The following is a 23,729-nucleotide window of genomic DNA, read 5'->3' on the forward strand; positions in this document are numbered from 1 at the left end:
GATCATATACGTTTCTGCGCAAGCAGAGAGTGCCTCAGTAATCGGTCTCGGTTGCGGCAGTTGAGATCACAGGGACTGAAATTCGGAGATAAGACGGTCAAGAATCTATGGGTAAAGCTGGGAGATGAATATTGGGAGCTTCGTGCAACGCGTGTAAGGTGAATTGCTTAGAAGAGAGTCTGCATTCTTGACTTATTGAGAGAAATGGAAAGGATTTGGTGCACGTGCTGCGCACTCATCTCGCCGGTGAACTCCGCAAGGAACTAGCTGGAGAAACAGTAACCCTCACTGGTTGGGTTTCCCGTCGTCGTGATCACGGTGGTGTGATATTTATAGATCTACGGGATTCCTCTGGCCTAGCTCAAGTGGTCTTCCGTGAGAGTGACGTGGCCGAAAAGGCACACCACTTGCGTAGCGAATTCTGCATTAAAATTACCGGATCTGTTGAACCACGCCCGGAGGGTTCCGAGAACCCTCAGCTTGCTAGTGGCGATATTGAGGTCAACGTCAGCGATATCGAGGTGCTCAACGAAGCAGAGCCGCTGCCTTTCCAAGTAGAGGACTCGAGTAAGAGCGGCGAAGTGGGCGAGGAAACTCGACTGAAATACCGCTACCTAGACTTGCGTCGACCAGCACAAGGGGGAGCGTTACGCCTGCGTTCGGCAGCCAACAAAGCTGCCCGTACGGTTCTCGATCACCACAACTTCGTCGAGATCGAAACCCCAACTCTCACTCGTTCTACCCCCGAAGGCGCCCGAGACTTCCTCGTGCCGGCACGTTTGCGCCCTGGTTCGTGGTACGCGCTGCCACAATCCCCTCAGCTATTCAAGCAGCTGCTCATGGTTGCTGGGATGGAGCGCTACTACCAAATTGCGCGTTGCTACCGAGACGAAGATTTCCGCGCCGACCGCCAGCCTGAGTTCACGCAGCTCGATATTGAGATGAGCTTTGTGGAACAAGACGACGTTATTGCGTTGGCCGAAGAGATTGTTAAGGAACTGTGGAAACTCATTGGCTACGAGATTTCCACGCCGATCCCACGGATGACCTACGCAGATGCGATGAAATATTATGGCTCCGACAAGCCTGATCTTCGCTTCGATATCAAGTTGGTCGAGTGCACCGATTTCTTCAAAGATACACCATTTAGGGTCTTTCAAAACGAGTACGTTGGTGCCGTTGTTATGGAAGGTGGCGCCTCGCAACCTCGACGCCAGCTTGATGCCTGGCAGGAGTGGGCCAAGCAGCGCGGCGCCCGCGGTCTCGCATATATCCTTATCGATGATCAGGGCGAACTAGCTGGTCCCGTCGCGAAAAATCTATCCGATTCGGAACGTGCTGGTATTGCCGCCCATGTCGGTGCTAAACCCGGCGATTGTATTTTCTTTGCTGCAGGTGACACCAAGAGCTCACGCGCGCTGCTAGGTGCGGCACGTAATGAGATCGCCCGCAAACTAGATCTCATCAAGGATGGCGAGTGGGCCTTCACCTGGGTTGTCGATGCTCCGCTCTTTGAGCCCTCGGCTGATGCAACCGCCTCGGGCGACGTGGCGTTGGGCCATTCACAGTGGACGGCTGTGCACCACGCATTCACCTCGCCTAAGCCTGAGTGTCTCGACACCTTTGACACCGATCCTGGTCAAGCCTTAGCTTATGCCTACGATATTGTGTGCAACGGTAACGAGATTGGGGGCGGCTCCATTCGTATTCATCGCAAGGATATCCAGGAGCGGGTATTTAAAGTGATGGGCATTAGTAAAGAGGAAGCAGCCGAGAAATTTGGTTTCCTCCTTGAAGCTTTTGCTTTTGGAGCGCCGCCTCATGGTGGTATCGCCTTTGGTTGGGACCGCATCGTATCGCTTCTGGGAGGATTCGATTCGATCCGTGATGTGATCGCCTTCCCAAAGTCAGGGGGCGGAGTCGATCCACTGACGGACGCTCCCGCTCCGATTCCCGCGCAGCAGCGTAAGGAGACCGGTGTGGATTTCAAGCCCCAGCCTAAGAAAGCTGAGAAAAAGAGCTAAGAGTTCGCAATCACCGCTAAGATGAGGGGGCTAACCATTAGTTGTAAGGGTAGCCCCCTTTAAACCTATTTGACTCGAAAAAGGTGTGGTTTCATGAATTCCCCCCAGCACAGCGAGATCATCGCAGTCGCCGAATCAGTACTCTCTCAACGTTATGGCGGAGAACAGCGACTTGCGGAGGTCGAAGAACTTGCTGGATCCGGTAGCGCTGTGGTGCTGAGAGCTAGGGTGCAACCCTCGCCATTTCTGCAGCAAAAATCACTGGTAGTCAAATATCTTCCCGGTGCCGATCATCCTGCGACCCAATCGCGGCTCATGCGGGAAATAGCGTCCTATCAATTCACCACCAGCATGCCGGAATCGGTACGTCCTGGCCCAGTGCTGCTTGCTCACGATATCACTCAAAAAATTCTCATCATCTCCGATGCTGGAGATGGTGATACCGTCGCTGATCTACTTAACGTAGCTAGTCAAACGTCTCGTGACACCCTATTGCGTGGGCTAGGGCGAGCTTTAGGACAAATGCATGCAGCTACCGCTAGCCGTGAGCCTGATTTTCGAATCCTGCTATCGAGAATGTTAAATCAAAACGATGAAATTGTAGCTCTCAATAACTACCGCGAGGAATTAATTTCGGCGTCCATCCCTTTCGGGATTAGACTGGTCGAAACAGCTGGAATAGAAGTTCCGCCCGAAGTAAAGCGGGTCGCTGCTACCGCGGCACGGCGCCTGATTTCCGGAAATCACCGGGCCTTTACCCCCTTTGATCTAAGCCCCGACAATATCCTGGTGGTCAAAAATCGCCTTCACTTCCTCGACTACGAGTGGGCTGGCTTCCGAGATGTAACATTCGATGTAGCATCTGTCATAGCTGGGTTCCCCCACTTCATTTCGGCCCAAGCCATGAGTGACGAGGAGGCAGATCTCTTTATCGACGCTTGGGTGCACGAGGTGGCAAATTTGTGGCCCAATACAGCCTCCCGAGCTCGCTTAAATATGCGCATCCTTACCGCCTTAGTAGGCTGGTCATTCTTTTCCATTGCATTGACCCATATCGATCTCGACGACCCGCAGCAGGCTAAACTACTCTCCTCGATCAACGAAGATGCTTCCAACACGGAGCGTTTGGTGCAGGCACTATATGAGGCTGTGGACCCGTGGGCCCATGAATTATTTAACGAAAACGCCCAAAAGCTCGAAGAGGACGTCTTGCTGATAAGAAAGGATTTACAGCAAACCTTCGAAGCTCTACGGCGTTTTGCCTCCCGAGATCTTGATGAAGGCATCCTAGACGTCGCACAGTTTGCCGCGTCGATGAACAGCCGGCTGAGCGTCTAAGTAGATGATTTCTGTATATGATTTTTGAGACACATCCACCTGCCCCACAAGGCGGTGATTATTTCCGTGTAAGTTCTCAAGCTCCACTTGCTGCGCGGATGCGGCCAGTATCACTGGAAGAGGTGGTCGGTCAAAAACATCTTTTAGGTGATGGGCGACCTCTGCGGCGTTTGATCGAGGGGGACGGGGCCGCCAGTGTCATTTTGTATGGTCCACCGGGGACGGGGAAGACTACGATAGCCTCACTGATTTCGCAGGCAACCAATCGCAGCTTCCAAGGGCTCTCTGCCCTCGATACGGGAGTCAAGGAGATCCGGGCGGTTATCGAACAAGCTCGGTTTGCACTGCGCAGTGGTCAGCAAACTGTGCTGTTTATTGATGAGGTCCATCGATTCTCAAAAAATCAGCAAGATGCCCTGCTTGCTGCGGTCGAGCGTCGAGATATTCTTTTGGTGGCTGCCACAACAGAAAATCCCAGCTTTTCCGTTGTTGCTCCGTTACTCTCCCGCTCTCTCGTTCTGCACCTTCAGCCTTTGAGTGAGCAGGATATCGGTGATGTTCTGCAGCGTGCAGTCGGCAGCGAGCGTGGCCTTAACTCTCGCATTTCTCTGAGCGAGGATGCTCGAGCGCTACTGGTACAGCTAGCGTCGGGAGATGCTAGACGCTCTCTTACCTATTTGGAAGCGGCTGCAGAAGCTGTTCCAGACGGGGGAGAGATAAGCGTAGATATCGTAGAGAAGAGCATGGACCGGGCGGTGGTGCGCTATGACCGCGATGGGGACCAACACTATGATGTGACAAGCGCTTTTATCAAGTCCATTCGCGGTTCTGACCCCGACGCCGCTATCCATTATTTGGCTCGCATGATCGAGGCGGGGGAGGACCCTCGGTTTATTGCACGCAGATTGATCATTCATGCTGCAGAGGACATCGGCCTAGCCGATCCGCACGCGCTAACTATTGCGGTTGCAGCAGCTGATGCGGCGGCTTTGATTGGTTTACCCGAGGCCCGTATACCGCTGGCGGAGGCCACAATTTACCTAGCCACTGCACCAAAATCGAACGCCGCCCTAAGAGCTATCGATGCAGCGATTGATGATATACGAAAAGGTAAAACTGGAACTGTCCCTGCCCACTTACGTGACGGCCACTATTCCGGTGCTAAGGAGATGGGCAATTCTTTAGGGTATATTTATCCGCACGATAGCGACCTGGCGGTGGTCGCTCAGCAATATTTGCCTGATCCGTTGTGCGGGACTGAATACTATCGTCCCACTGACCATGGCGGTGAGAAGCGGCTGCAACGGGTACTTGAGCGGCTAAGGCAACTAACTCGAGGCTAGGTGCTAGAATAACGGTTTTGTGTGTGCACCCTAGCCAAGGGCGCAAATAAGAAAGAGGAAGAATGCAAACTCACGAGATTCGAGAGCGCTTTACCAACCACTTTGTCAAGGCTGGTCACGAGGCCGTACCTTCTGCCTCGCTTATTTTGGATGACCCCAATCTGCTCTTTGTCAATGCAGGTATGGTGCCCTTTAAACCCTACTTTTTGGGGCAGCAAAATCCCCCCTTTGCTAATGGCACGGCAACGTCAATCCAGAAATGCGTGCGTACTCTCGATATCGAGGAAGTAGGAATAACTACTCGGCACAATACGTTCTTCCAGATGGCAGGAAACTTCTCGTTCGGGCAATATTTCAAAGAGGGGGCCATTAAGCACGCGTGGTCCCTTTTAACCGACTCTGTGGAGGATGGTGGTTACGGCTTTGACCCGGAAAGACTGTGGGTCACCGTTTATCTTGATGACGATGAAGCAGCAGATATTTGGCACCATCAGGTGGGCATTCCGTTAGAGCGAATTCAGCGACTTGGTATGGCCGACAATTACTGGTCGATGGGAATTCCGGGCCCGTGCGGCCCGTGTTCCGAAATCTATTATGACCGTGGTCCGGCCTACGGCAAGGACGGGGGTCCAATTGCTGATGACTCCCGTTACTTGGAAATCTGGAACCTAGTTTTTATGCAAAATGAGCGGGGTGCCGGAATTGGTAAGGACAATTTTGAAATCCTCGGCCCACTACCTAAAAAGAATATCGATACTGGTATGGGCATCGAGCGTGTTGCTTGCCTTCTCCAAGGCGTAGACAATGTCTATGAAACCGACCTGTTGCGCCCTGTTATTGAGGTCGCGCAGCGTGAGACAGGAGCCGTATACGGGGCCCATCACGACAACGATATTCGCTTCCGCGTGATTGCTGACCATTCCCGCACTGCCATGATGCTGATTCTCGATGGCGTAACTCCAGGAAATGAAGGACGCGGTTATATCTTGCGTCGACTGCTGCGCCGCCTCACCCGGTCAGCACGCCTTTTGGGGGCAAAGGGACAAACAATGGAGGTATTTATGAATACCATCATGGACACGATGACCTTGTCCTATCCCGAGATTGCTGACAATCGTGAGCGCATTCTGCGGGTGGCCATAACCGAGGAAAAGGCCTTCCTGAAAACCCTCGAAGCTGGTACCCAATTATTCGAAGATGCCGCACATAAAGTCAAGGATCGCGGACAGTCCACCATCGTCGGCGCCGATGCCTTTGCGCTTCATGACACCTATGGTTTCCCAATTGATCTGACCCTGGAAATGGCTCAAGAGGCCGGCCTGACAGTGGACACCGAGGGCTTTGATAAGTTGATGAACGAGCAGAGAGCTCGAGCCAAGGCCGACTCTCAGGCAAAGAAACACGGGCACACCGATCTGTCGATCTACCGAGAGTGGGTGGATGAGCACCCGACACAGTTCGTGGGATACGACAATCTCGAAGCTGATTCTAGGGTTATTGGCTTGCTGCGAGAGGGCGAGAAGGTCTCGGAAGTCCATGAAGGTGACGTCGTTGAGGTGATCCTTGATACCACCCCGCTTTATGCGGAGGCTGGTGGACAGCTAGGTGACCGTGGACGAATCCGCTATGGTGACACGATTCTTAAGGTTAACGACGTACAAAAGATTGCTAAGAAATTATGGATTCATCGCGCAACTGTGACCGCTGGTGGCCTTGGTCTCGGTGATACCGTAACCGCAAGTGTCGATCAAGAGTGGCGACACATGGCTCGCCAAGCACACTCGGCTACCCACATTATCCACGCTGCTCTGCGTCAGGTGCTCGGTCCTACAGCCGTACAGGCGGGATCTATGAACAAGCCGGGTTATTTGCGCTTCGACTTCAACTACACAGAGGCGCTAAGTCCGAGCCAATTAGCCGAAATCGAAGCAATCACCAACCAAGCGGTCGATAGCGATTGGCAAGTGCACACTCTTGAGACTTCTCTTGAAGAAGCGAAGTCCATGGGGGCCCTTGCGCTCTTTGGCGAGAACTACGGACATGAAGTCCGAGTCGTGGAAATGGGTGGACCATTTTCCATCGAATTATGTGGCGGGACCCATGTATCCCATTCTTCACAGATTGGCCCAGTATCAGTTCTCGGCGAATCTTCCGTGGGATCTGGCGTGCGGCGGATTGAGGCTTATTCGGGCCTGAACTCTTTCCGCCACCTCTCGCGTCAAAACGCCACCGTCTCGAGCTTAGCTACAGTGCTGAAAGCGCCGAGTGAAGAAGTACCCGATCGAGTGGCGCAGCTGGCTGCCAAACTTAAAGAAGCCGAGAAAAAAATAGCTGATCTACGTCAAGCTCAACTCATGGCCAGCGCAGGTCACCTACTTGATACGGCGCAAACTATAGCCTCTTTCCAGTTAGTGACCACCACGGTAGCTGCGGGAACACAGTCTTCGGATCTGCGATCACTAGCTGCTGATATTCGCTCTAAAATCAACGGCGCCGGAGTGGTGGTGCTACTTGCACCTGACCAGGATAAAGTTCCGTTCGTGGTAGCGGTCACCCCAGCAGCTATTGATGCTGGTATTAAGGCTGGCGACTTGGTCAAGCTCATTGGTTCCTATATCGATGGCCGCGGTGGCGGAAAACCTGATCTCGCCCAAGGATCTGGCAGTAATAGAGATGGCATCGAGAGCGCATTTAACGCTGTCGAGGACGAATTGCGCAAGCACGCATAACATCAACGGTGAAACAGGAGGACAAGCTACGCTCGTTCTCCTGTTTTTTCAACATCAATCTAAGGAGAAGCAACTGACGATGGAGTCACCGCAACCCGATCAACCCGGCCACAATGATCCCGGATTGGGCCGCCGTCTGGGGATAGATGTGGGAACTGTGCGTATCGGTACAGCGCTCTCGGGAAGCAGCGCCACCATGGCCATGCCACTGGAAACTATAAAACGACAAACTGGCTTCCACGACTACGATAAAGCCGACATTGATCGTCTCGTGGATATCGTTGAAGAGAACGACGTCGTGGAAGTAGTCGTGGGCTTACCGCGTGACCTGCGTGGTCACGGATCAAAAAGTGTACTCCACGCCCAGGATATTGCAGAGCGGCTCGCCCAGAGATTGCCCGAGATTCCTATACGCATGGCTGATGAACGCTTAAGTACTGTGGTCGCGCAGCAAGCGTTAAGAACATCAGGTATCAACGAGAAGGCGGGGCGTAAGATAATCGACCAAGCGGCAGCGGTAGAAATTTTGCAGTCGTGGTTGGATGGGCGACTCGCCTATATCAACCGCCATTTGCCATAATTATAGGTAAAGCAACTAGTCTGATAATTCAATGAGTATTAGTTAAGCTGCCGAGCACTGCGAATCAACCGAGGAAATGGATACGTTGGATGGATACCGAATCATATGATGTCAAGCGCCGAGAGCGTACTGTAGCCGTAATCGTCGCTTCGGTAGTGCTTCTTATCGGAGCAATAATCTATATCGGCGCTAGTATCGCGACCCAGAAACCCTATGATTTTCAAGGCGAAGGTAGCGGAGCAGTGGAATTAGTGGTCATTGAAGAAGGCTCATCAATGGCCGAAAAGGGCCCTGAATTGGTTGAGCGCGGAATTGTTGCAAGTGACCCGGCATTTCAGACCGCAGCCGCCAACAACCCAGCCGCTGGGAATATTCAGCCGGGAGTTTACCGCCTCCGCCAGGGGATGAGTGCCGCTGCCGCGGTGCGGGCCCTCCTTGATAACGACAAACAAGTCGACCTGCTAGATATACCAGGTGGTGCCACCCTCATGGATGTCAATGTAGTCGGAGGAAAGAAACGCCCAGGCATTTATTCTCAGATATCTACGGTCACCTGTTTTGAGGGCTCGACAAATTGCGTGTCCGTCGCCGATCTGCAACAAGCAGGTGCAACAGCCAATGTGGATGACCTCCATATCCCCACGTGGGCTAGGGCACAGGTGGCCGCACGGTCAAGCGATCCGCGCCGGTTGGAGGGGCTGATCGTGCCAGGCAAATACGTCGTGGACCCGCATTTTAGCGCCGAGGAAATTCTCGCCGACCTGCTCAAGCGTTCCTCCAAAACCTTTGAAAATACCAATATCGAAGCACGCGCTCGAGCCATCGGATTGACCCCTTACGAATTGTTAACCGCAGCCTCTCTAGTAGAGCGTGAAGCTCCAGAGGGTGATTTTGACAAGGTCGCACGGGTTATTCTCAATCGTTTGGAAGAACCCATGCGCCTAGAATTCGACTCGACTGTCAACTACGGCCTCGACGATGTCGAGGTAGCTACAACTGCGGAGGACCGTGCTCGAGTGACTCCGTGGAATACCTATGCTAAAGACGGGCTTCCAGATTCTCCTATTGCAGCCGCCGGAACTACCGCTATCAAGGCCATGGAGAACCCCGCACCAGGCGAGTGGCTCTTCTTTGTGACCGTAGACAAGTCCGGTACAACCGTCTTTACCAATACCTTCGAGGAACATTTGCAGGCAGTCGATCAATCACTCGCCAATGGCGTACTAGATTCACAGCGATAGGTTGATGATCTCGTGCCCCGCGCTGCAGTTCTCGGTTCCCCTATCAAGCATTCCTTGTCGCCCTTGATCCACAATGCCGGGTATCAAGCACTTGATATGGACGATTGGAGCTACAGCGCGCACCTTGTGGAGGAAGGAGAGCTGGCACATTTCTTAAAATCGGCTGCCCCGGACTTCTTAGGTTTTTCGGTAACCATGCCGGCCAAATTCGCCGCTTTAAAGTGCGCTGACTTCAAATCAGAGCGAGCAGAGGTAATTGGATCAGCGAATACCCTCGTCCGTAGAGGCACCGGATGGGGTGCCGATAACACTGATTGTGTGGGGATCACTGGCGCCCTCGTGGCAATAGCGCGCTCACCGTTTCGACAGGCTCTTATTATCGGCGCTGGGGGAACAGCTCGGCCGGCAGTATTTGCACTAGGCCAGCTTGGTGTTCAAAAGATCACCATCGTTAACAGGAGTGACCGCGCTACCGAGTTTTCTTCTCTGGCAGCATCCGTCGGGATCGATTTGGCATTCTGCGATTTCTCTGCGGATCTTGCTACTCTAGCCGCGCGAGCCGATATTCTCATTTCCACGGTTCCCAGTAGAGCTTTGGCGGGATATGAAGATGCTCTCGCCCGCACTTCGCTACTCGATGTGATCTATGACCCGTGGCCCACGCCCCTTGTCCAGCTCGCTCAATCGCGGGGACTGGCTGCGGTCGGCGGCCACGAGATGCTACTTCATCAAGCCTATGAGCAGTTTGAGATATTCACTGGTCGTTCGGCTCCCCGAGAGCAGATGCGAAGCGCGTTTAACCAGCACCTCTCTATGGAAAACTGAGAATATTGTGGAAAAGCCCGTTTCCTAAGACAAGGGAGCTCTCGGGCATCTAGCCTTAGAGCTCATGATGGTCGTAGTGACAGGGTTTTGGATGGCAGCACTGAGCTATTTTGATATTCGCTACCATAGACTTCCTAATATTCTTACTCTTCCAGCCCTCGTACCAGCATTTTATCTATCAGATTTGTGGTGGCCAGCGATTGTCTGGTCCGGACTCTATGCGGTGATCGCTGTAGGTGCACGAATAACTGGGCAGTCATTAGCAATGGGCTTGGGTGATGTAAAACTCGCTCCCTCCTTAGGTCTCATTGCCGGCAGCCACGTCCTGTGGGCCATTATATTCGCGCAGATTTTCACCATCGCGTTAGCTTGTGCCCTTAAAAAGCAACGGATCGCCCACGGCCCCGCGATGATAGCGGGGACAGTGTGCACCTATTTCATATGGGGGTAGAATTCATAAGTACCCTTATTCGTGCAATAATTGCCACATGCTTCGATGGACTACAGCAGGCGAATCTCACGGCCAAGCTCTCATCACCGTGATGGAGGGGATGCCCGCAGGCGTGCCCATCACGACTGAGGATATTTCCTATCAACTTGCGCGGCGCCGACTAGGCTACGGGCGGGGCGCGAGGATGAAATTTGAGGCAGATGAACTTAGTCTCCTGTCGGGAATTCGTCACGGGCTAACTATGGGGAGCCCCATCGCTTTGATGATTGGAAATACTGAGTGGCCTAAGTGGACCACCGTCATGTCACCTCATCGTCTTGATGAACATGATCCCCACGTGGCTCGAGAATTGGATTCTGGTCGGGCGAAAAAACTGACGAGGCCTCGTCCAGGACATGCAGATTTCGCGGGAATGTTGAAATATGATCTTCAGGAGGCCCGTCCCGTTCTCGAGCGTGCTTCCGCTAGGGAGACTGCCGCTCGAGTTGCTATTGCTACGCTCGCCCGTAATCTCCTTCGAGAGCTCATGGGAGTCGAAGTGTTCAGCCATATTGTCTCTATAGGTCGCTCTAAGGTCGATCCCGGGTCCAGCCCTGTTGCAGCCGACGCTACAACTATTGACCAGTCGCCCGTGCGCGCGTTTTCCCCGCGAGCTGAGGCGTCAATGATCAACGAGATTGAAGCGGCTAAGAAGCAGGGAGATACCCTCGGAGGAATTTTCGAGGTAATTGTTGACGGTCTACCGATTGGACTAGGATCTCATACCAGTGCTGAAGAACGTCTAGATGCACAACTTAGTGCGGCAGTCATGAGCATACAGGCTATCAAAGGGGTCGAGATTGGCGATGGATTTGAGGAAGCTCGACGCCTTGGCAGTCAGGCTCACGATGAGATGGTGCGCGATGAATCCGGCACGGTAAGGCGTCTTTCAAACCGAGCTGGTGGTGTTGAAGGTGGTATGACTAATGGGGAACGTCTCGTGGTGCGAGGTGCTATGAAACCCATATCAACGGTACCCCGCGCCCTGCGCACTGTGGACCTCGATTCTGGACGTGCAGCCACCGGGATCCACCAGCGATCTGACGTTTGCGCAGTTCCTGCGGCCGGAGTGGTGGCTGAGGCTATGGTTGCTCTCGTGCTAGCTCGAGCCGTGCTGCAAAAATTTGGAGGCGACAGCCTGGTGGAAACTTCTCGCAATTTCGCGGCCTACCAAGACCAGATCGCCCGCAGGCTAGCGTTTTAGGAAGGAATAAAATGGCTCCCAAAATAGTTCTCGTTGGCCCCCCTGGTGCCGGCAAAACAACTATCGCCCGTCGTTTGTCCAGTGCCCTAAATATTGCGCATATTGATAGCGACGAGCTGATAGAACAGCGGACAGGTCAGCGGTGCCGTGACTTCATTGAGGCCAAAGGAATTGAGACTTTTCGCGCTATAGAGGCCGAGGTGATCGCGGAGGCGCTACAGCTTAACGGTGTGCTTAGTCTTGGTGGAGGCGCGATCGAGGAGGATGCAACCCGAAAGCTTCTGATTGATCATCCCGTGGCATGGATAGATGTGAGCATTGAGGAAGGAGACCTGAGAACTCGCGATACCACGGCGCGACCTTTACTCGATGATATGTCCTACGAAGAACTGGTGAAACCTCGAATTCCGCTTTACCGAGAGGTAGCGGATATCCGGATCCCCACCGATACCAGGCCACCTCAGCAGGTGGTAGCGGATATCTTAAGCTTTATGGAATCCTATGATGCTAAGGATTGTCAATGAGTATGTTGGCCGAGGTGAATGTGCGTGGGCCCCGCCCCTACCGGGTGTGCATAGGGGAGCGGCTCGAAGCGGAGTGCGCTGCCCACGTCTCTAGCCTGGGTCCCGGCCGGGTTGTGGTGTTATGTCAGCCAACGGTAGCTCACTATGCGCACCAGCTTATAAAGCAATGGGCTGAAATTCCGAGCACTATCATTGAGATACCCGACGCCGAGGAAGCAAAGACCTATGCGACTGCACAAAGGCTGTGGGATCGCCTCGGCGAGTTGAAGATCGGCCGACGCGACGTAATAATTGGGTTTGGTGGGGGAGCTGCCACCGACCTTGCGGGTTTTATTGCCGCAACGTGGATGCGTGGGATAGAAGTTATCCACATCCCCACTACTGTGCTAGCCATGGTGGATGCTGCGGTGGGAGGCAAAACCGGCATCAATACTCCCGGTGGCAAGAATCTAGTAGGAGCTTTCCATGAGCCCTCGGCAGTATTTATTGACATCCAATATCTAGCGTCAGTTCCTCAATCTGACCGAATTGCTGGCAGCGCTGAAATAATAAAAACAGGCTTTATTGCTGATCCCCAGATTTTGGAGCTCTATGTGCAATCTCCCACCCGCTGCCTCGATATCACAGGTGACCTTCCGGAGTTGATTCATCGGTCAGTCAGTGTCAAAGCGAATGTGGTCGCGCAGGATCTCAAGGAGTCAGGGTTGCGAGAGATCCTCAATTATGGACATACTTTTGGTCATGCAGTAGAGCGTTATGAGCAGTACCGGTGGCGACATGGTGATGCTGTAGCGATAGGGATGGCATTCGTTGCTCACCTAAGTGAGATCAAGGGTGTGATGACAGGTGATCTTGTGGCGCTTCATGAGGAAATCCTTTCCTCAATCGGTCTACCGATTCGCTATCAAAACGCTGGATTCGAGGATCTCTACGCTGCGATGAGCGTGGATAAGAAGAACAGAGATGGTCGGATAAGGTTTGTGGCCCTCAACGACGTGGCTACGCCGACGCGAATCGACGACGCAACAACTGCACAGCTTAAAGAGGCCTATGCGCGAATTTCTTAGAAGGAGAATGCGATGAGTCGCAGTATTTTAATACTCAATGGGCCCAACCTGGATCGGTTGGGTAAAAGGCAACCGCACATTTATGGTTCGACCACGCTTGCCCAGTTGGAACAGCTCCTTCATGCACATGCCAATGACATGGGTTTCACAGTTACCTGTAAGCAATCTAACTATGAAGGCGAGCTTGTGGAGTGGATACATGAAGCCGTCGATAAACAACAACCAATAATTATCAACCCTGGGGGGTTGACACATACCTCGGTAGTCCTTCGAGATGCTCTTGCTGAAATATCCGAGGGTGCAGGTTTCATCGAGGTGCATCTATCAAATATCGCAGCCCGAGAGAGCTTTAGGCACCACTCCTATCTCTCACCCATTGCCAAGGGGACAATTGCGGGTCTGGGTGTACGTGGCTATCTTTTGGCTCTCGATTATCTAATAGCGGAAGCTAGCTAGAACCCAAGGACCTGTGTAGCAGGAGTAAGATCATGCAAAGTTTGGTCGAAGGTGGCCGACTGGAGTTTCGAAGAAAGGTAATTTTCATGGTGGACGCACGTTCTTACTTTGTTAATCGCAGGAAAATACTTGCCCACGAACTTAAAGAGCTAAATCTAGATGCTCTCGTGATTTCCCACCTCACTCACGTGCGCTACTTGTCCGGTTTTACTGGCTCTAACGCTGGTTTGGTTGTCTACGCTGATGGGCAGGCAGATATCGCAACTGACGGACGATACCTAACACAAATAGCCGCGGAGGTTCCCGATATCAAGGCCCGAGAAGCCCGCGCATGTGCCCCGGATCTCATCAAGGGTCTCAGCGGCGTTGCTCGACTGGGTTTCGAAGCTGACTTTGTCACGGTAACTCAGCTGGAGATTTTAAAGAAAGCTGCTGGCGAGGGTCTCGAACTAGTCCCTGTCACCCAGGTCATTGAAAAGATGCGCCGTATTAAAGGAGAAGAGGAACAAGAGCGGTTGCGACGTGTCGCAGATATAGCAAATTCCGCCTTTCAAGAACTTCTCGATGAGGGTGGCATCCGAGCGGGTCGTAGCGAAATTGAGATTGCGGCTGACTTGGAATATAGGATGCGGGTGCGAGGCTCCGAGCGGCCCAGTTTTGACACCATCGTCGCTTCTGGCCCGAATTCTGCAATGCCGCACCACCAAGCTGGGGATCGGATACTATGCGAGGGCGATATCGTGACTATAGACTTTGGTGCCTACGCGGCGGGATATAATTCCGACACCACAAGAACCGTGATTGTCGGATATGCAACGGACTTTTCCCAAGAAATCTATGATGTGGTGCTACAAGCACAATTGGCTGGTTGCAAGGCTGCAGTACCTGGTACCTCGCTTGCCGATGTTGACAAGGCATGTCGGGATATTATTACTAAAGCAGGGTACGGCGACTACTTCGTCCATTCCACCGGACACGGTGTCGGACTCGATGTGCACGAAGCGCCAGCTGCAGCGAAGAATGCCGCGGGAGTATTGTGCGAGGGAATGACGGTAACCATCGAACCTGGCATATACATACCCGAGCGCGGAGGTGTTCGTATCGAGGATACCTTGATTGTGCAGGCTGGAGCTGCAGAAAATCTCACAGGTCTGAGCAAAGATCTCATGATCGTTTAAGAGAAATTCCCTCCCTCCCCAGGTCTGCAGTCTCGGGAGGAAGAGTTAAAATAACCGCGATGCATCATGTATTATCTTGTACGTTCACTCATGCCAATGATGAAGAAGGAAGTATAAAGGTGGCAACAACCGCTGATTTCAAGAACGGACTCGTTCTCAAGATCGACAATAAGCTCCAGCAGATTATCGAATTCCAGCACGTTAAACCAGGTAAAGGCCCAGCGTTTGTGCGTACCAAACTCAAGGACGTTGTCAGCGGAAAGGTGACCGATAAAACTTTTAACGCTGGAGTTAAGGTTGAGACAGCCACCGTGGATCGCCGAGACATGACCTACCTCTATCACGATGGTTCTTCCTTCGTGGTGATGGATGAAAAGAGCTATGAGCAGCTCGAACTTGCTGAGCATATCGTTGGCTCGGGAGCGAGGTTCCTCCTTGAGAACACAACCATCCAAGTTTCCTTCCATGAGGGAGAGCCGCTCTTTGCAGAGCTTCCCATTTCTCTTGATTTGAAAATTGCTCACACCGAACCGGGACTGCAAGGTGATCGTTCGAACGGCGGAACTAAGCCCGCTACGTTGGAAACGGGCGCAGAAATCCAAGTTCCGTTGTTCGTGGAGACCGGTAATATAGTAAAGGTCGATACCCGGGACGGCTCCTACCTCTCACGCGTGAATCACTAGATCGTGGCTGAGTCCGAAAATAATCCTATGCCAGCACCGCGAGCGCAGTATAAGCGTCATGGATCGCGCTATAAAGCGCGACGCCGCGCGGTTGATTTCCTTTACGAGTCCGAGGCCCGTGATATTGACCCGGTAGCCCTGTTATCTGATCGAGTCTCATTAGCTGCTCTTCCAGCTAGTGAGATCGCTCCAGTGAACCCATATACCAGGGAAATAGTGGCAGGGGTTGCAGAAGAGCTCGATAGAATCGATTCGGTCATAGCCTCTCATCTATCTGAGAACTGGGAACTACACCGCATATCAGCCGTTGATCGAGCTATCCTGCGGGTGGCTGTATGGGAGCTTATCTTTAATGAGGACGTTCCAGTTAAAACGGCTATCAAGGACGGTATCGAGCTAGCCTCGCAGTACTCAGTCGATGATGCATTCGCCTATATCAACGGCGTGCTTGATTCAATTGCGAAAAATATTGACGAACTGCGCGCCTTTGATGATCCAGACGGTCATGAGGACGAGCATAGTATGGGGTTCGCCGATGCCCTTGCTGAAGCGGAGGCCCATTTAACCGACGATGAGAGCTTTGATGGTCGCGACCCAGACGACTAAATATATCTAGCTTGGCTACCCCCATCATTTAAGAGTGGTGGGGGTATTTTCTCGCTATTTTGTTACAGATGTGACTAGAATGAGAGAAGTTTTTTAAATAGTCAGTTGTGTCGGATGTTTCTTGTGTTGTTGATATGGTAAGCCGCCGACTCAGCGCTTAGACATAGCCCTCAAATGAAAGTTGGTATGGCGCAGTGAAATTCAACCTGCCAGTTCTTGGTGACATCGACTTCAACTCTCCAGTGGTCCAGCAGATTATCGCCCTCATCACCTCAGTTCTCTTGTCCATAGTGGGCAGCGCCGGAATCAACGTCAGTGAGCTGAAGGCCCAGATTCCAGACAACGCGCCTACTTTGGTGAAAGATATCGGGACCACGCTATTCGACGATCCACAACTTGGGGAGACAGCCGGTCAATTAACCGCGCTCGCTACAGGATCGAGCGAGAAGCTCGACACTGTGGAGGTAAACCGATCGCGTGCCGCTGAAAGCACCACAGTGGTAATCGAGGATCCGAAGCCCACCCACGAAGAAGTTGCGTCCCCGGCTATTGTCTTTGCTGCGCCCTCCACCAATTTGCCTCAGACTGATCAGTTTATGGTGGCGAATTTTCCTAAAGCTGACGCAGCCGATAATCCCGCGCCTGTTGTCTTTAGCTTTGTGGAAAAAGTTAACGACAAAATTACTCCCGTGACAGAAGGCACATGGTCCGGAACCATTGCTGGCCGTGATATCTCCGAGATGAGGGCAGAAACTGATCGCCCGCTCGATGCTGGGATTTTAGCTCTCTCGGTCAAACCCAGTGAGTTAAGCGATATCAATATTCGATTCGATTCCAATAACTACCAGAGCGGTTTTGCCTCTGACCACATTGACCTGGACAGGGACGGCCAGACTACTCTCTTTACTCCGGGACGCTCCTCGTAGTCATCTAAGCGCGTAGCCGTACCTTCAACTCCCTAGACCACAGGGTTGGAGGTGCGGCTTTTAACTTTTGGCGGAGCAATATCTGCGATCGTGGCGCAGATTATGTTGCATTCCTCCCTACGGGTAGATTCATCGAAGTTCGCACCCAAAGTTGTATTGAGTTTTGATTCGGCTCATGAGAAGTAAAACTTTGCCATTGATCCACGTTGGTGAGCCTTTTCGTCCGAATTATGTGTGCGTGAACTGGGTTCATATTCTTAGTGGCAGCGGCCCCGTCGAGGAAACGATATCGCCCGCACGGTAGCAACCATTCCAGCTGTAGAGGACTGAAGAAAGTATTCGACGAGAGGTTCGAAGGGTTAACGCATTTGTGGATCAGAAATACCGAACGGTGGTGGATCTGTGATCTAATCTTTGGAATCGTGGCTGTGGAAACTCGATAGAGTTTCGTTCATGCGGTCGACGTGCCGACGATATCAATCAGGCGAGAGCCTCTATGGGTATATACAGGGAAAGTCTCGTAACCTGGTTATCGCTGTGCGAAACACTGAGACTTCACGTGGCGCACCACAGCTGGATAAGAAATGCCCAGGCCGCTCAGCGTCCTGGGCAGGGGAACAGTCTAAGAAGCGTCGACAAGCTCCTCATTGCCGAGTTCATGAGCCAAAGCCTGCTCAAGGCCCGGATACCTGAAAATATGCTCGCGAGCTAATAGCACTCGCGGTAGTACCCGCTGATCGGCCAGCGCAAATTCTTCGGCCCCCTGCGAACCCAGGAGGATTTTGGGACCAAGCGTTGGGACTGGGAATATCGCCGGTCGCCTTAACTGAGCCCCTAGCATCTTAGACATCTCGGCATTGGTAACAGGGTTGGGACTGGTGGCATTAATGGGGCCCGATATATGACCGTCAAGAGCCGCGGTGATGATTATGTCAGTCAGGTCATCGAGCGCAATCCATGAGAAACCTTGAGAACCATCACTGAGGTGCCCCCCTAACCCTGTCGAGAAAAGCGTGCGCATGACTGGCAGAAAACCACCACGCCCTGAAATAACGATGCCCGTGCGTAGGTTAACTACCCGCTTGCCTCCTTCAGAGGCAGGACTGGTCGCAGCCTCCCAGTTGCGAGCCAAATCCGCGAGAAATCCTTCGCCCGTGTCAGATTCTTCGTCGAGGGTCTCGCCACTACGGTCGTGACCGTAGACTCCGATCGTGGAGCCTGAGATCATCGTGTGGCAATCATCCGATTGAGCTACGAGTTGGGCGAGTTTACGGGTTGGCTCCACCCGAGAATCCCAAAGCGCCTTCTTGTGGGCCTCACTGAAGCGGCCGAAAATAGGTTCACCGGCGAGGTGAACGAGGAGATCAACATTCTCGAGAAGCTTTTTATCGGGGCACTCGGGGTCCCAAAGGCGTTGGTCACCCTCGGGATTGCTGCGCACCAAAGGGATAACTGTGTGACCCAGAGTGCTCAGTTGCGCAGCGAGAGCGCGTCCCACAGTTCCGTTCGACCCTGTGATCGCAACGCGTAGTTTCCGATCACTTATCACCTCGAATCGGGCTTTAGCCTGGAAATCGTTGATGATTTGGTGCTGTCGATACGCAAACATTGGATTCAAGCTCAAACTGGGCAGCCGGGTGCGAACATCATCGGTGATAGCAGTCGCCTGGATATCGTCGATGGAGGTGTCGTCGAAGATATGAGTATGGCGCCAGTTAGCCAGTACTTGGATCGGAGCTGTGGCACAGATATCAGTGAATTGACGTCCAGCAACATACCCCGACAGGTCGTGGCGGGCTACCCACTTCAGCCCTGCTGGGAGTGCAAAAACGGTTGTACCCGTGCTTAAGGACTCCGCCTCAGAGATCGGGTTGAAAGGGAAAAATGGAGGGGAGAGTCTTAATACTGCTCCCTTTCGATTATGCCACTCCCACACCTCACTCCTCGGGGCGGGGACAACGTGGGTGGAATGAAGACTCATAAGGATGTGTGCTCTTTCTTGATATAGCTTTAAAACTCGGCAACGTCGCTGAAACGACGTGGCAGATCTTAGGAGAACGGCCGTGTCGAATCATGGCGATAAGGAGAGCCTTGCAGGCTCTGCCTATCTTGGCGCCTAGCTAAAGGCGTAGAGATAATCGTTACCCACCAGTTTAGGGCTTTTTTGTCAATGAGGGGAGACTATGAACCAGCTAGCAGCCGCTGCCCTCATTCCAGTTTCTGCTCGGAAGCTTTACCAGTTCGGGTACACAATGGCAGTTGTGGGGGAGTTGCTCGCTCGAAATTGCTATAGTCTATTACCTGAGGTGCTATCATCTCACCTAGTTGAATCTATACGGTCGCTTTGCGGTGGCCAGCGGATCAGCCATCGCAACAATTTCATACTGTCCATCGCCTCATTCGGGGCACGACATCCTTTAACGGACCGCACAGAGAGGCGGGGAAGGAGGTCACGATGAGCGAATCTAAACCCGCTACGGTCGAGCTTTTTAAAGCTGAAGACGTGGCGCGCACTATCGCACGCATCGCGCACCAAATTATCGAAAAAACGGCCCTTGACGCCGCTGACAATTCGTCCATCCTGTTATTAGGCATCCCCTCCGGGGGCGTACCTCTGGCTAAGCGTTTACAGCAAAAAGTCGCCGAGTTTTCAAGCGTAGATATTCCTACTGGAAGCTTAGACATCACCCTTTATCGTGATGATCTCAGCTCTAAGCCACATCGCGCTCTGCAACCCACAGAAATTCCCACTCGGGGAGTTGACGGATCTCATATCATCTTAGTCGATGACGTCCTTTATTCGGGACGAACTATCCGCGCCGCACTTGATGCTCTGCGCGATTTGGGGCGGCCCCGCTCTGTACAATTAGCAGTCCTTGTTGATCGCGGTCACCGCGAATTACCCATTCGTGCTGATTATGTGGGCAAGAATCTTCCCACTTCTCGCACCGAAGATGTCACCGTACTGCTACATGAAATTGATGGCCGTGACGCGGTTATCCTAACTCGAGGAAGCGACAAGTAAAGATGAAGCACCTACTTTCCATCGGTGACCTGGGCAAAGATCAGATCCTTGCACTCATGGACGAGGCCGACCGTTTCCGCGAGGCCCTAATGGGTCGAGAAATCAAGAAGCTGCCGACGCTGCGCGGGCGGACTATATTCACGGTTTTTTATGAAAATTCCACGCGAACGCGTTCCTCGTTCGAAACCGCGGGTAAGTGGATGAGTGCCGATGTTATCAATATTTCGGCCTCATCGTCGTCGGTGCAAAAGGGAGAATCGCTCAAAGATACGGGACTCACACTCAAAGCTGTAGGCGCGGATGCCCTCATCATTCGGCATCCTTTTGCTGGTGCCGCCGCGCAATTGGCCGAGTGGGTCGCCCCAGGCGGTGATGGCCCTAGTGTCATCAACGCTGGAGACGGTGCGCATCAGCACCCTACCCAGGCTCTTCTTGATGCCGTCACTATGCGACAACGCCTGGGCGAGATTGAGGGCAAGAAGGTCGTGATCGTCGGTGACTGTCTCCATTCCCGAGTCGTACGATCCAACGTTGATCTTCTCAGCACCCTTGGAGCTCACGTAGTACTGGTAGCACCAGGTACCCTGCTTCCTCAGGGAGTGGAGAACTGGCCAGTTCGAACCTCCTATGACATGGATTCCGAGCTTAAAGACGCTGATGTCGTAATGATGCTGCGTGTTCAAAAAGAACGCATGCATGGAGGTTTTTTCCCGTCACACCGCGAATACGCAACCCTGTATGGGATGAATCGCGAGCGGGAATCCCTGCTCAAAGAGTCGGCCATTGTCATGCACCCAGGCCCAATGCTGCGCGGTATGGAAATTAGCTACGATGTCGCTGACTTACCTCGCACTGCAGTGCTACAGCAGGTGAACAATGGTGTTCACAGCCGGATGGCAGTGTTATTTACGCTGCTTGCTCATTCCGATAACCACGGCTTTTAAATCACGCGTCAGAGAAGGAAAACATAGATGTCTGATTCAGTTCATTATCCTGCCACGGGTGAGCTCGCACCGGCGGCTCCTGGAACCTTATTGCTCAAAAACATACGCCCCTATGGCGAAGGCAAACCCCAAAATATTCTCATTGACAACGGGGTCATCATCGAACTCGATTCGCAACAAACCCAAGCTGATCGGATCATCGATGGTCAGGGTGCTGTTCTACTGCCTGGGCTGGTAGATATTCACGTGCACTTACGTGAACCAGGTCGAGAAGATACCGAAACCATCGCGACGGGATCGCTCGCAGCCGCCCGCGGTGGCTTCACTGCAGTATTTACTATGGCTAATACTCAACCCGTGATGGACCAGTCGATCATCGCTGAGGCCGTGTGGGCTAAAGGCCAAGACATAGGTCTGTGCGATGTTCACCCCGTCGGATCGATTACGCAGGGCCTTGAAGGCAAGGTACTGACCGAATTTGGGATGATGGCGCGTTCACAAGCCAAGGTGCGGCTATTCTCCGATGACGGAAAATGTGTGGACAATCCGTTATTGATGCGCCGGGCTATTGAATACGCTAAGGGTACGGACGTACTCCTTGCTCAGCATTGTGAGGATCCGCGACTAACAGATGGAGCGTCGGCACATGAAGGAAAACGAGCTGCCACATTAGGTTTGCAGGGCTGGCCACGTGTTGCCGAGGAGTCCATAGTGGCTCGCGATGCTCTACTCTGTCGGGATTATGGCACCCGGATGCATATTTGTCATGCTTCCACTAAGGGCACCGTTGAGTTGGTGCGCTGGGCCAAGAGTCAGGATATTCCCATATCCGCCGAGGTTACCCCGCATCACCTGTTGCTCACCGACGAGCGTTTAGAAACTTATGATGGCGTGAATAAAGTCAACCCTCCGCTACGTGAGGAATCAGATACGGTGGCGTTACGCGATGCCCTGCTGGATGGCACCATTGATATAGTTGCTACCGATCACGCTCCTCATGGTTCTGAGGAGAAATGCTGTGAGTTTGAGAACGCTCGCCCAGGAATGCTGGGGTTGGAAACCTCGCTTGCCATCATTGCTCAACTCTTTGTCTCTTCCGGCTTGGCTAACTGGCGTTTTGTCGCAAAAGTCATGTCTGAACGGCCCGCCGAACTCGTCCGGCTTCCGGGCCACGGTCGCCCCATCGCTGAAGGCGAACCCGCGAATCTCACGCTCATTGCCGAGAATCAGCCGTGGACAGTCGATCCATTGGCCCTGGCTTCGAAGTCTTCCAATACGCCCTATGCGGGGATGACTTTTGACGCTAGGGTTATTGCCACCATTTTACGCGGTACCATCACGCAGCTTAGGGCGCCCGAAGCTCAATAAGCAGGAAAATTCTCGAAAGGCTCATATAGTGAATAACCCTATGCGCACCCCAGCGCTCCTTGTTCTAGCTGACGGCAAGGTTTTCCGCGGCTTAAGCTTCGGATCTCTTGGCCGCACTTTAGGTGAAGCGGTCTTCACCACTGCGATGACCGGATATCAGGAGACCATGACAGATCCTTCTTATCATCGACAGATCGTGGTGACCACCGCCCCTCAGATTGGAAATACTGGGTGGAATGACGAAGACGGTGAATCTCGCGATGACCGCATTTGGGTCGCTGGTCTCGTGATTCGCGATCTCTCCACCACCGTTTCCAGCTGGCGTGCTCGTCGTTCCCTGGAAGAGGAAATGGTCGCTCAGAATATCGTGGGTATCCAGGGCGTCGATACCCGTGCCATAGTGCGGCATCTACGGCATTTCGGTTCATTGACGGCTGGTATCTTCTCCGGTGACGATGCCGACAAGCCACTTGACGAACTCATCCAGATCGTCAAATCCCAACCTGAGATGGTTGGGCAGAGCCTGGCGGAGCAAGTCAGTACCGATGATGTGTATACCGTGGATAGTGAGGGAGACCCCCAGTTTACGGTGGTTGCCTACGATATGGGTATCAAATCGAATACACCACGTAATTTTGCCCGCCGCGGTATTAAAACTGTTGTTGTTCCAGCTAATACTTCCTTTGCAGATATTATGGCCCATCAGCCTGACGGTATTTTTATCTCCAATGGACCAGGGGACCCTGCTACCGCAGATATCATGGTCGGAATTGTCAAAGAGATCCTCAAACACGAAATACCTCTCTTTGGCATATGTTTCGGGAATCAAATCCTCGGCCGTGCGCTGGGACTTGAGACATATAAATTGAAGTTCGGTCACCGGGGTATCAATGTTCCCGTTCTTAATCACCTCACCGGCAAGATCGATATCACCTCCCAGAATCACGGATTCGCTCTAAAGGGGTCACCGGGTGAAAGTTTCGATACCCCCTTTGGACGAGCGCAGATAACACATACGTGCTTAAACGACGGCACTGTTGAGGGTGTAGCTCTTGTCAATGGCCGCGCTTTTTCTGTGCAGTATCACCCCGAGGCCGCAGCCGGCCCCACGGATGCCCAGCCGCTTTTTGACCAATTCGTTGCCGTGATGGCAGCGCAGCAGAAAAACTAACCAGGAG

21 protein-coding genes are annotated in these 23,729 nt (G+C 52.8%); 20 read left to right on the top strand and 1 reads right to left on the bottom strand.

The genetic code is table 11. The features are described 5' to 3' along the window. The first annotated feature begins 224 nt into the window (after positions 1-224). The 16 genes from aspS to NXT01_RS01475 all read left to right on the top strand — a co-directional run bounded on the left by aspS (position 225) and on the right by NXT01_RS01475 (position 17,214). The gene (gene aspS / locus NXT01_RS01400) at positions 225-2,024 is read left to right on the top strand and encodes an aspartate--tRNA ligase (protein ID WP_259076664.1); all 1,800 of its coding nucleotides are present in this window, start codon (positions 225-227) and stop codon (positions 2,022-2,024) included. Positions 2,025-2,117: 93 nt separating this feature from the next. Beyond that, positions 2,118-3,362: a phosphotransferase gene (locus tag NXT01_RS01405; protein WP_259076667.1), complete on the top strand. Its 1,245-nt coding sequence runs from the start codon at positions 2,118-2,120 to the stop codon at positions 3,360-3,362. 17 nt (positions 3,363-3,379) lie between these two features. Next, positions 3,380-4,705 (top strand): replication-associated recombination protein A, encoded by a 1,326-nt coding sequence (locus NXT01_RS01410; protein WP_259076670.1) that lies wholly within the window; start codon positions 3,380-3,382, stop codon positions 4,703-4,705. 62 nt (positions 4,706-4,767) lie between these two features. Next, the gene (gene alaS, locus NXT01_RS01415; protein ID WP_259076674.1) at positions 4,768-7,434 is read left to right on the top strand and encodes an alanine--tRNA ligase; all 2,667 of its coding nucleotides are present in this window, start codon (positions 4,768-4,770) and stop codon (positions 7,432-7,434) included. A 79-nt stretch (positions 7,435-7,513) separates the two neighbouring features. After that, positions 7,514-8,014, top strand: a complete 501-nt coding sequence (ruvX, locus tag NXT01_RS01420; RefSeq protein WP_259076677.1) for a Holliday junction resolvase RuvX — start codon at positions 7,514-7,516, stop codon at positions 8,012-8,014. An 89-nt stretch (positions 8,015-8,103) separates the two neighbouring features. After that, positions 8,104-9,255 (top strand): endolytic transglycosylase MltG, encoded by a 1,152-nt coding sequence (mltG, locus tag NXT01_RS01425; RefSeq protein WP_259076680.1) that lies wholly within the window; start codon positions 8,104-8,106, stop codon positions 9,253-9,255. Positions 9,256-9,267: 12 nt separating this feature from the next. After that, the gene (locus NXT01_RS01430) at positions 9,268-10,080 is read left to right on the top strand and encodes a shikimate dehydrogenase (RefSeq protein WP_259076682.1); all 813 of its coding nucleotides are present in this window, start codon (positions 9,268-9,270) and stop codon (positions 10,078-10,080) included. 64 nt (positions 10,081-10,144) lie between these two features. Further along, complete coding sequence (locus NXT01_RS01435; RefSeq protein WP_259076694.1) at positions 10,145-10,531, top strand: A24 family peptidase; 387 nt, start codon at positions 10,145-10,147, stop codon at positions 10,529-10,531. A 37-nt stretch (positions 10,532-10,568) separates the two neighbouring features. Then, positions 10,569-11,774 carry a chorismate synthase gene (gene aroC, locus NXT01_RS01440; RefSeq protein ID WP_259076696.1) on the top strand — a complete coding sequence of 402 codons (1,206 nt, stop codon included), beginning with the start codon at positions 10,569-10,571 and terminating at the stop codon, positions 11,772-11,774. 11 nt (positions 11,775-11,785) lie between these two features. After that, positions 11,786-12,298 (top strand): shikimate kinase, encoded by a 513-nt coding sequence (locus NXT01_RS01445; protein WP_259076698.1) that lies wholly within the window; start codon positions 11,786-11,788, stop codon positions 12,296-12,298. 5 nt (positions 12,299-12,303) lie between these two features. After that, on the top strand, positions 12,304-13,365 hold the full coding sequence (gene aroB / locus NXT01_RS01450; RefSeq protein ID WP_259077098.1) for a 3-dehydroquinate synthase: 1,062 nt from the start codon (positions 12,304-12,306) through the stop codon (positions 13,363-13,365). A 12-nt stretch (positions 13,366-13,377) separates the two neighbouring features. Beyond that, entirely contained in the window at positions 13,378-13,821 is a 444-nt protein-coding gene (gene aroQ / locus NXT01_RS01455) for a type II 3-dehydroquinate dehydratase (RefSeq protein WP_259076700.1), read from the top strand. 86 nt (positions 13,822-13,907) lie between these two features. Next, positions 13,908-14,999, top strand: coding sequence for a Xaa-Pro peptidase family protein (locus NXT01_RS01460; RefSeq protein ID WP_259076703.1), 1,092 nt, complete (start codon positions 13,908-13,910; stop codon positions 14,997-14,999). 119 nt (positions 15,000-15,118) lie between these two features. Continuing rightward, entirely contained in the window at positions 15,119-15,682 is a 564-nt protein-coding gene (gene efp / locus NXT01_RS01465; protein ID WP_259076705.1) for an elongation factor P, read from the top strand. A 27-nt stretch (positions 15,683-15,709) separates the two neighbouring features. Beyond that, the gene (gene nusB, locus NXT01_RS01470) at positions 15,710-16,288 is read left to right on the top strand and encodes a transcription antitermination factor NusB (RefSeq protein ID WP_259076707.1); all 579 of its coding nucleotides are present in this window, start codon (positions 15,710-15,712) and stop codon (positions 16,286-16,288) included. A 194-nt stretch (positions 16,289-16,482) separates the two neighbouring features. Next, positions 16,483-17,214 (top strand): hypothetical protein, encoded by a 732-nt coding sequence (locus NXT01_RS01475; RefSeq protein WP_259076709.1) that lies wholly within the window; start codon positions 16,483-16,485, stop codon positions 17,212-17,214. A 622-nt stretch (positions 17,215-17,836) separates the two neighbouring features. On the opposite strand, the gene NXT01_RS01480 is transcribed toward NXT01_RS01475, so the two are convergent. After that, entirely contained in the window at positions 17,837-19,195 is a 1,359-nt protein-coding gene (locus NXT01_RS01480; protein WP_259076713.1) for a TIGR01777 family oxidoreductase, read from the bottom strand. Positions 19,196-19,669: 474 nt separating this feature from the next. On the opposite strand from NXT01_RS01480, the gene pyrR reads away from it, so the two are divergent. The 4 genes from pyrR to carA are packed head-to-tail and all read left to right on the top strand — an operon-like array spanning position 19,670 to position 23,722. Continuing rightward, positions 19,670-20,239 carry a bifunctional pyr operon transcriptional regulator/uracil phosphoribosyltransferase PyrR gene (gene pyrR / locus NXT01_RS01485; protein WP_259076715.1) on the top strand — a complete coding sequence of 190 codons (570 nt, stop codon included), beginning with the start codon at positions 19,670-19,672 and terminating at the stop codon, positions 20,237-20,239. Positions 20,240-20,241: 2 nt separating this feature from the next. Next, complete coding sequence (locus NXT01_RS01490; RefSeq protein WP_259076717.1) at positions 20,242-21,183, top strand: aspartate carbamoyltransferase catalytic subunit; 942 nt, start codon at positions 20,242-20,244, stop codon at positions 21,181-21,183. Positions 21,184-21,210: 27 nt separating this feature from the next. After that, complete coding sequence (locus NXT01_RS01495; protein WP_259076719.1) at positions 21,211-22,551, top strand: dihydroorotase; 1,341 nt, start codon at positions 21,211-21,213, stop codon at positions 22,549-22,551. A 40-nt stretch (positions 22,552-22,591) separates the two neighbouring features. Beyond that, positions 22,592-23,722, top strand: a complete 1,131-nt coding sequence (gene carA / locus NXT01_RS01500) for a glutamine-hydrolyzing carbamoyl-phosphate synthase small subunit (RefSeq protein ID WP_259077099.1) — start codon at positions 22,592-22,594, stop codon at positions 23,720-23,722. Positions 23,723-23,729 lie beyond the last annotated feature (7 nt).

It is taken from the genome of Corynebacterium sp. ES2775-CONJ (assembly GCF_024814515.1).
Taxonomy (GTDB): domain Bacteria; phylum Actinomycetota; class Actinomycetes; order Mycobacteriales; family Mycobacteriaceae; genus Corynebacterium.

What these genes read in the sequence shown, in the direction of transcription:
- NXT01_RS01460 (WP_259076703.1), top strand. Translation starts at nt 13,908, where the DNA reads ATGGTGGACGCACGTTCTTACTTTGTTAATCGCAGGAAAATACTTGCC.
- pyrR (WP_259076715.1), top strand. Translation starts at nt 19,670, where the DNA reads ATGAGCGAATCTAAACCCGCTACGGTCGAGCTTTTTAAAGCTGAAGAC.
- NXT01_RS01445 (WP_259076698.1), top strand. Translation starts at nt 11,786, where the DNA reads ATGGCTCCCAAAATAGTTCTCGTTGGCCCCCCTGGTGCCGGCAAAACA.
- NXT01_RS01490 (WP_259076717.1), top strand. Translation starts at nt 20,242, where the DNA reads ATGAAGCACCTACTTTCCATCGGTGACCTGGGCAAAGATCAGATCCTT.
- aroQ (WP_259076700.1), top strand. Translation starts at nt 13,378, where the DNA reads ATGAGTCGCAGTATTTTAATACTCAATGGGCCCAACCTGGATCGGTTG.
- carA (WP_259077099.1), top strand. Translation starts at nt 22,592, where the DNA reads ATGCGCACCCCAGCGCTCCTTGTTCTAGCTGACGGCAAGGTTTTCCGC.
- alaS (WP_259076674.1), top strand. Translation starts at nt 4,768, where the DNA reads ATGCAAACTCACGAGATTCGAGAGCGCTTTACCAACCACTTTGTCAAG.
- ruvX (WP_259076677.1), top strand. Translation starts at nt 7,514, where the DNA reads ATGGAGTCACCGCAACCCGATCAACCCGGCCACAATGATCCCGGATTG.
- mltG (WP_259076680.1), top strand. Translation starts at nt 8,104, where the DNA reads ATGGATACCGAATCATATGATGTCAAGCGCCGAGAGCGTACTGTAGCC.
- NXT01_RS01405 (WP_259076667.1), top strand. Translation starts at nt 2,118, where the DNA reads ATGAATTCCCCCCAGCACAGCGAGATCATCGCAGTCGCCGAATCAGTA.
- nusB (WP_259076707.1), top strand. Translation starts at nt 15,710, where the DNA reads ATGCCAGCACCGCGAGCGCAGTATAAGCGTCATGGATCGCGCTATAAA.
- aroC (WP_259076696.1), top strand. Translation starts at nt 10,569, where the DNA reads ATGCTTCGATGGACTACAGCAGGCGAATCTCACGGCCAAGCTCTCATC.
- NXT01_RS01480 (WP_259076713.1), bottom strand. Translation starts at nt 19,195, where the DNA reads ATGAGTCTTCATTCCACCCACGTTGTCCCCGCCCCGAGGAGTGAGGTG.
- NXT01_RS01495 (WP_259076719.1), top strand. Translation starts at nt 21,211, where the DNA reads ATGTCTGATTCAGTTCATTATCCTGCCACGGGTGAGCTCGCACCGGCG.
- NXT01_RS01435 (WP_259076694.1), top strand. Translation starts at nt 10,145, where the DNA reads ATGATGGTCGTAGTGACAGGGTTTTGGATGGCAGCACTGAGCTATTTT.
- NXT01_RS01410 (WP_259076670.1), top strand. Translation starts at nt 3,380, where the DNA reads ATGATTTTTGAGACACATCCACCTGCCCCACAAGGCGGTGATTATTTC.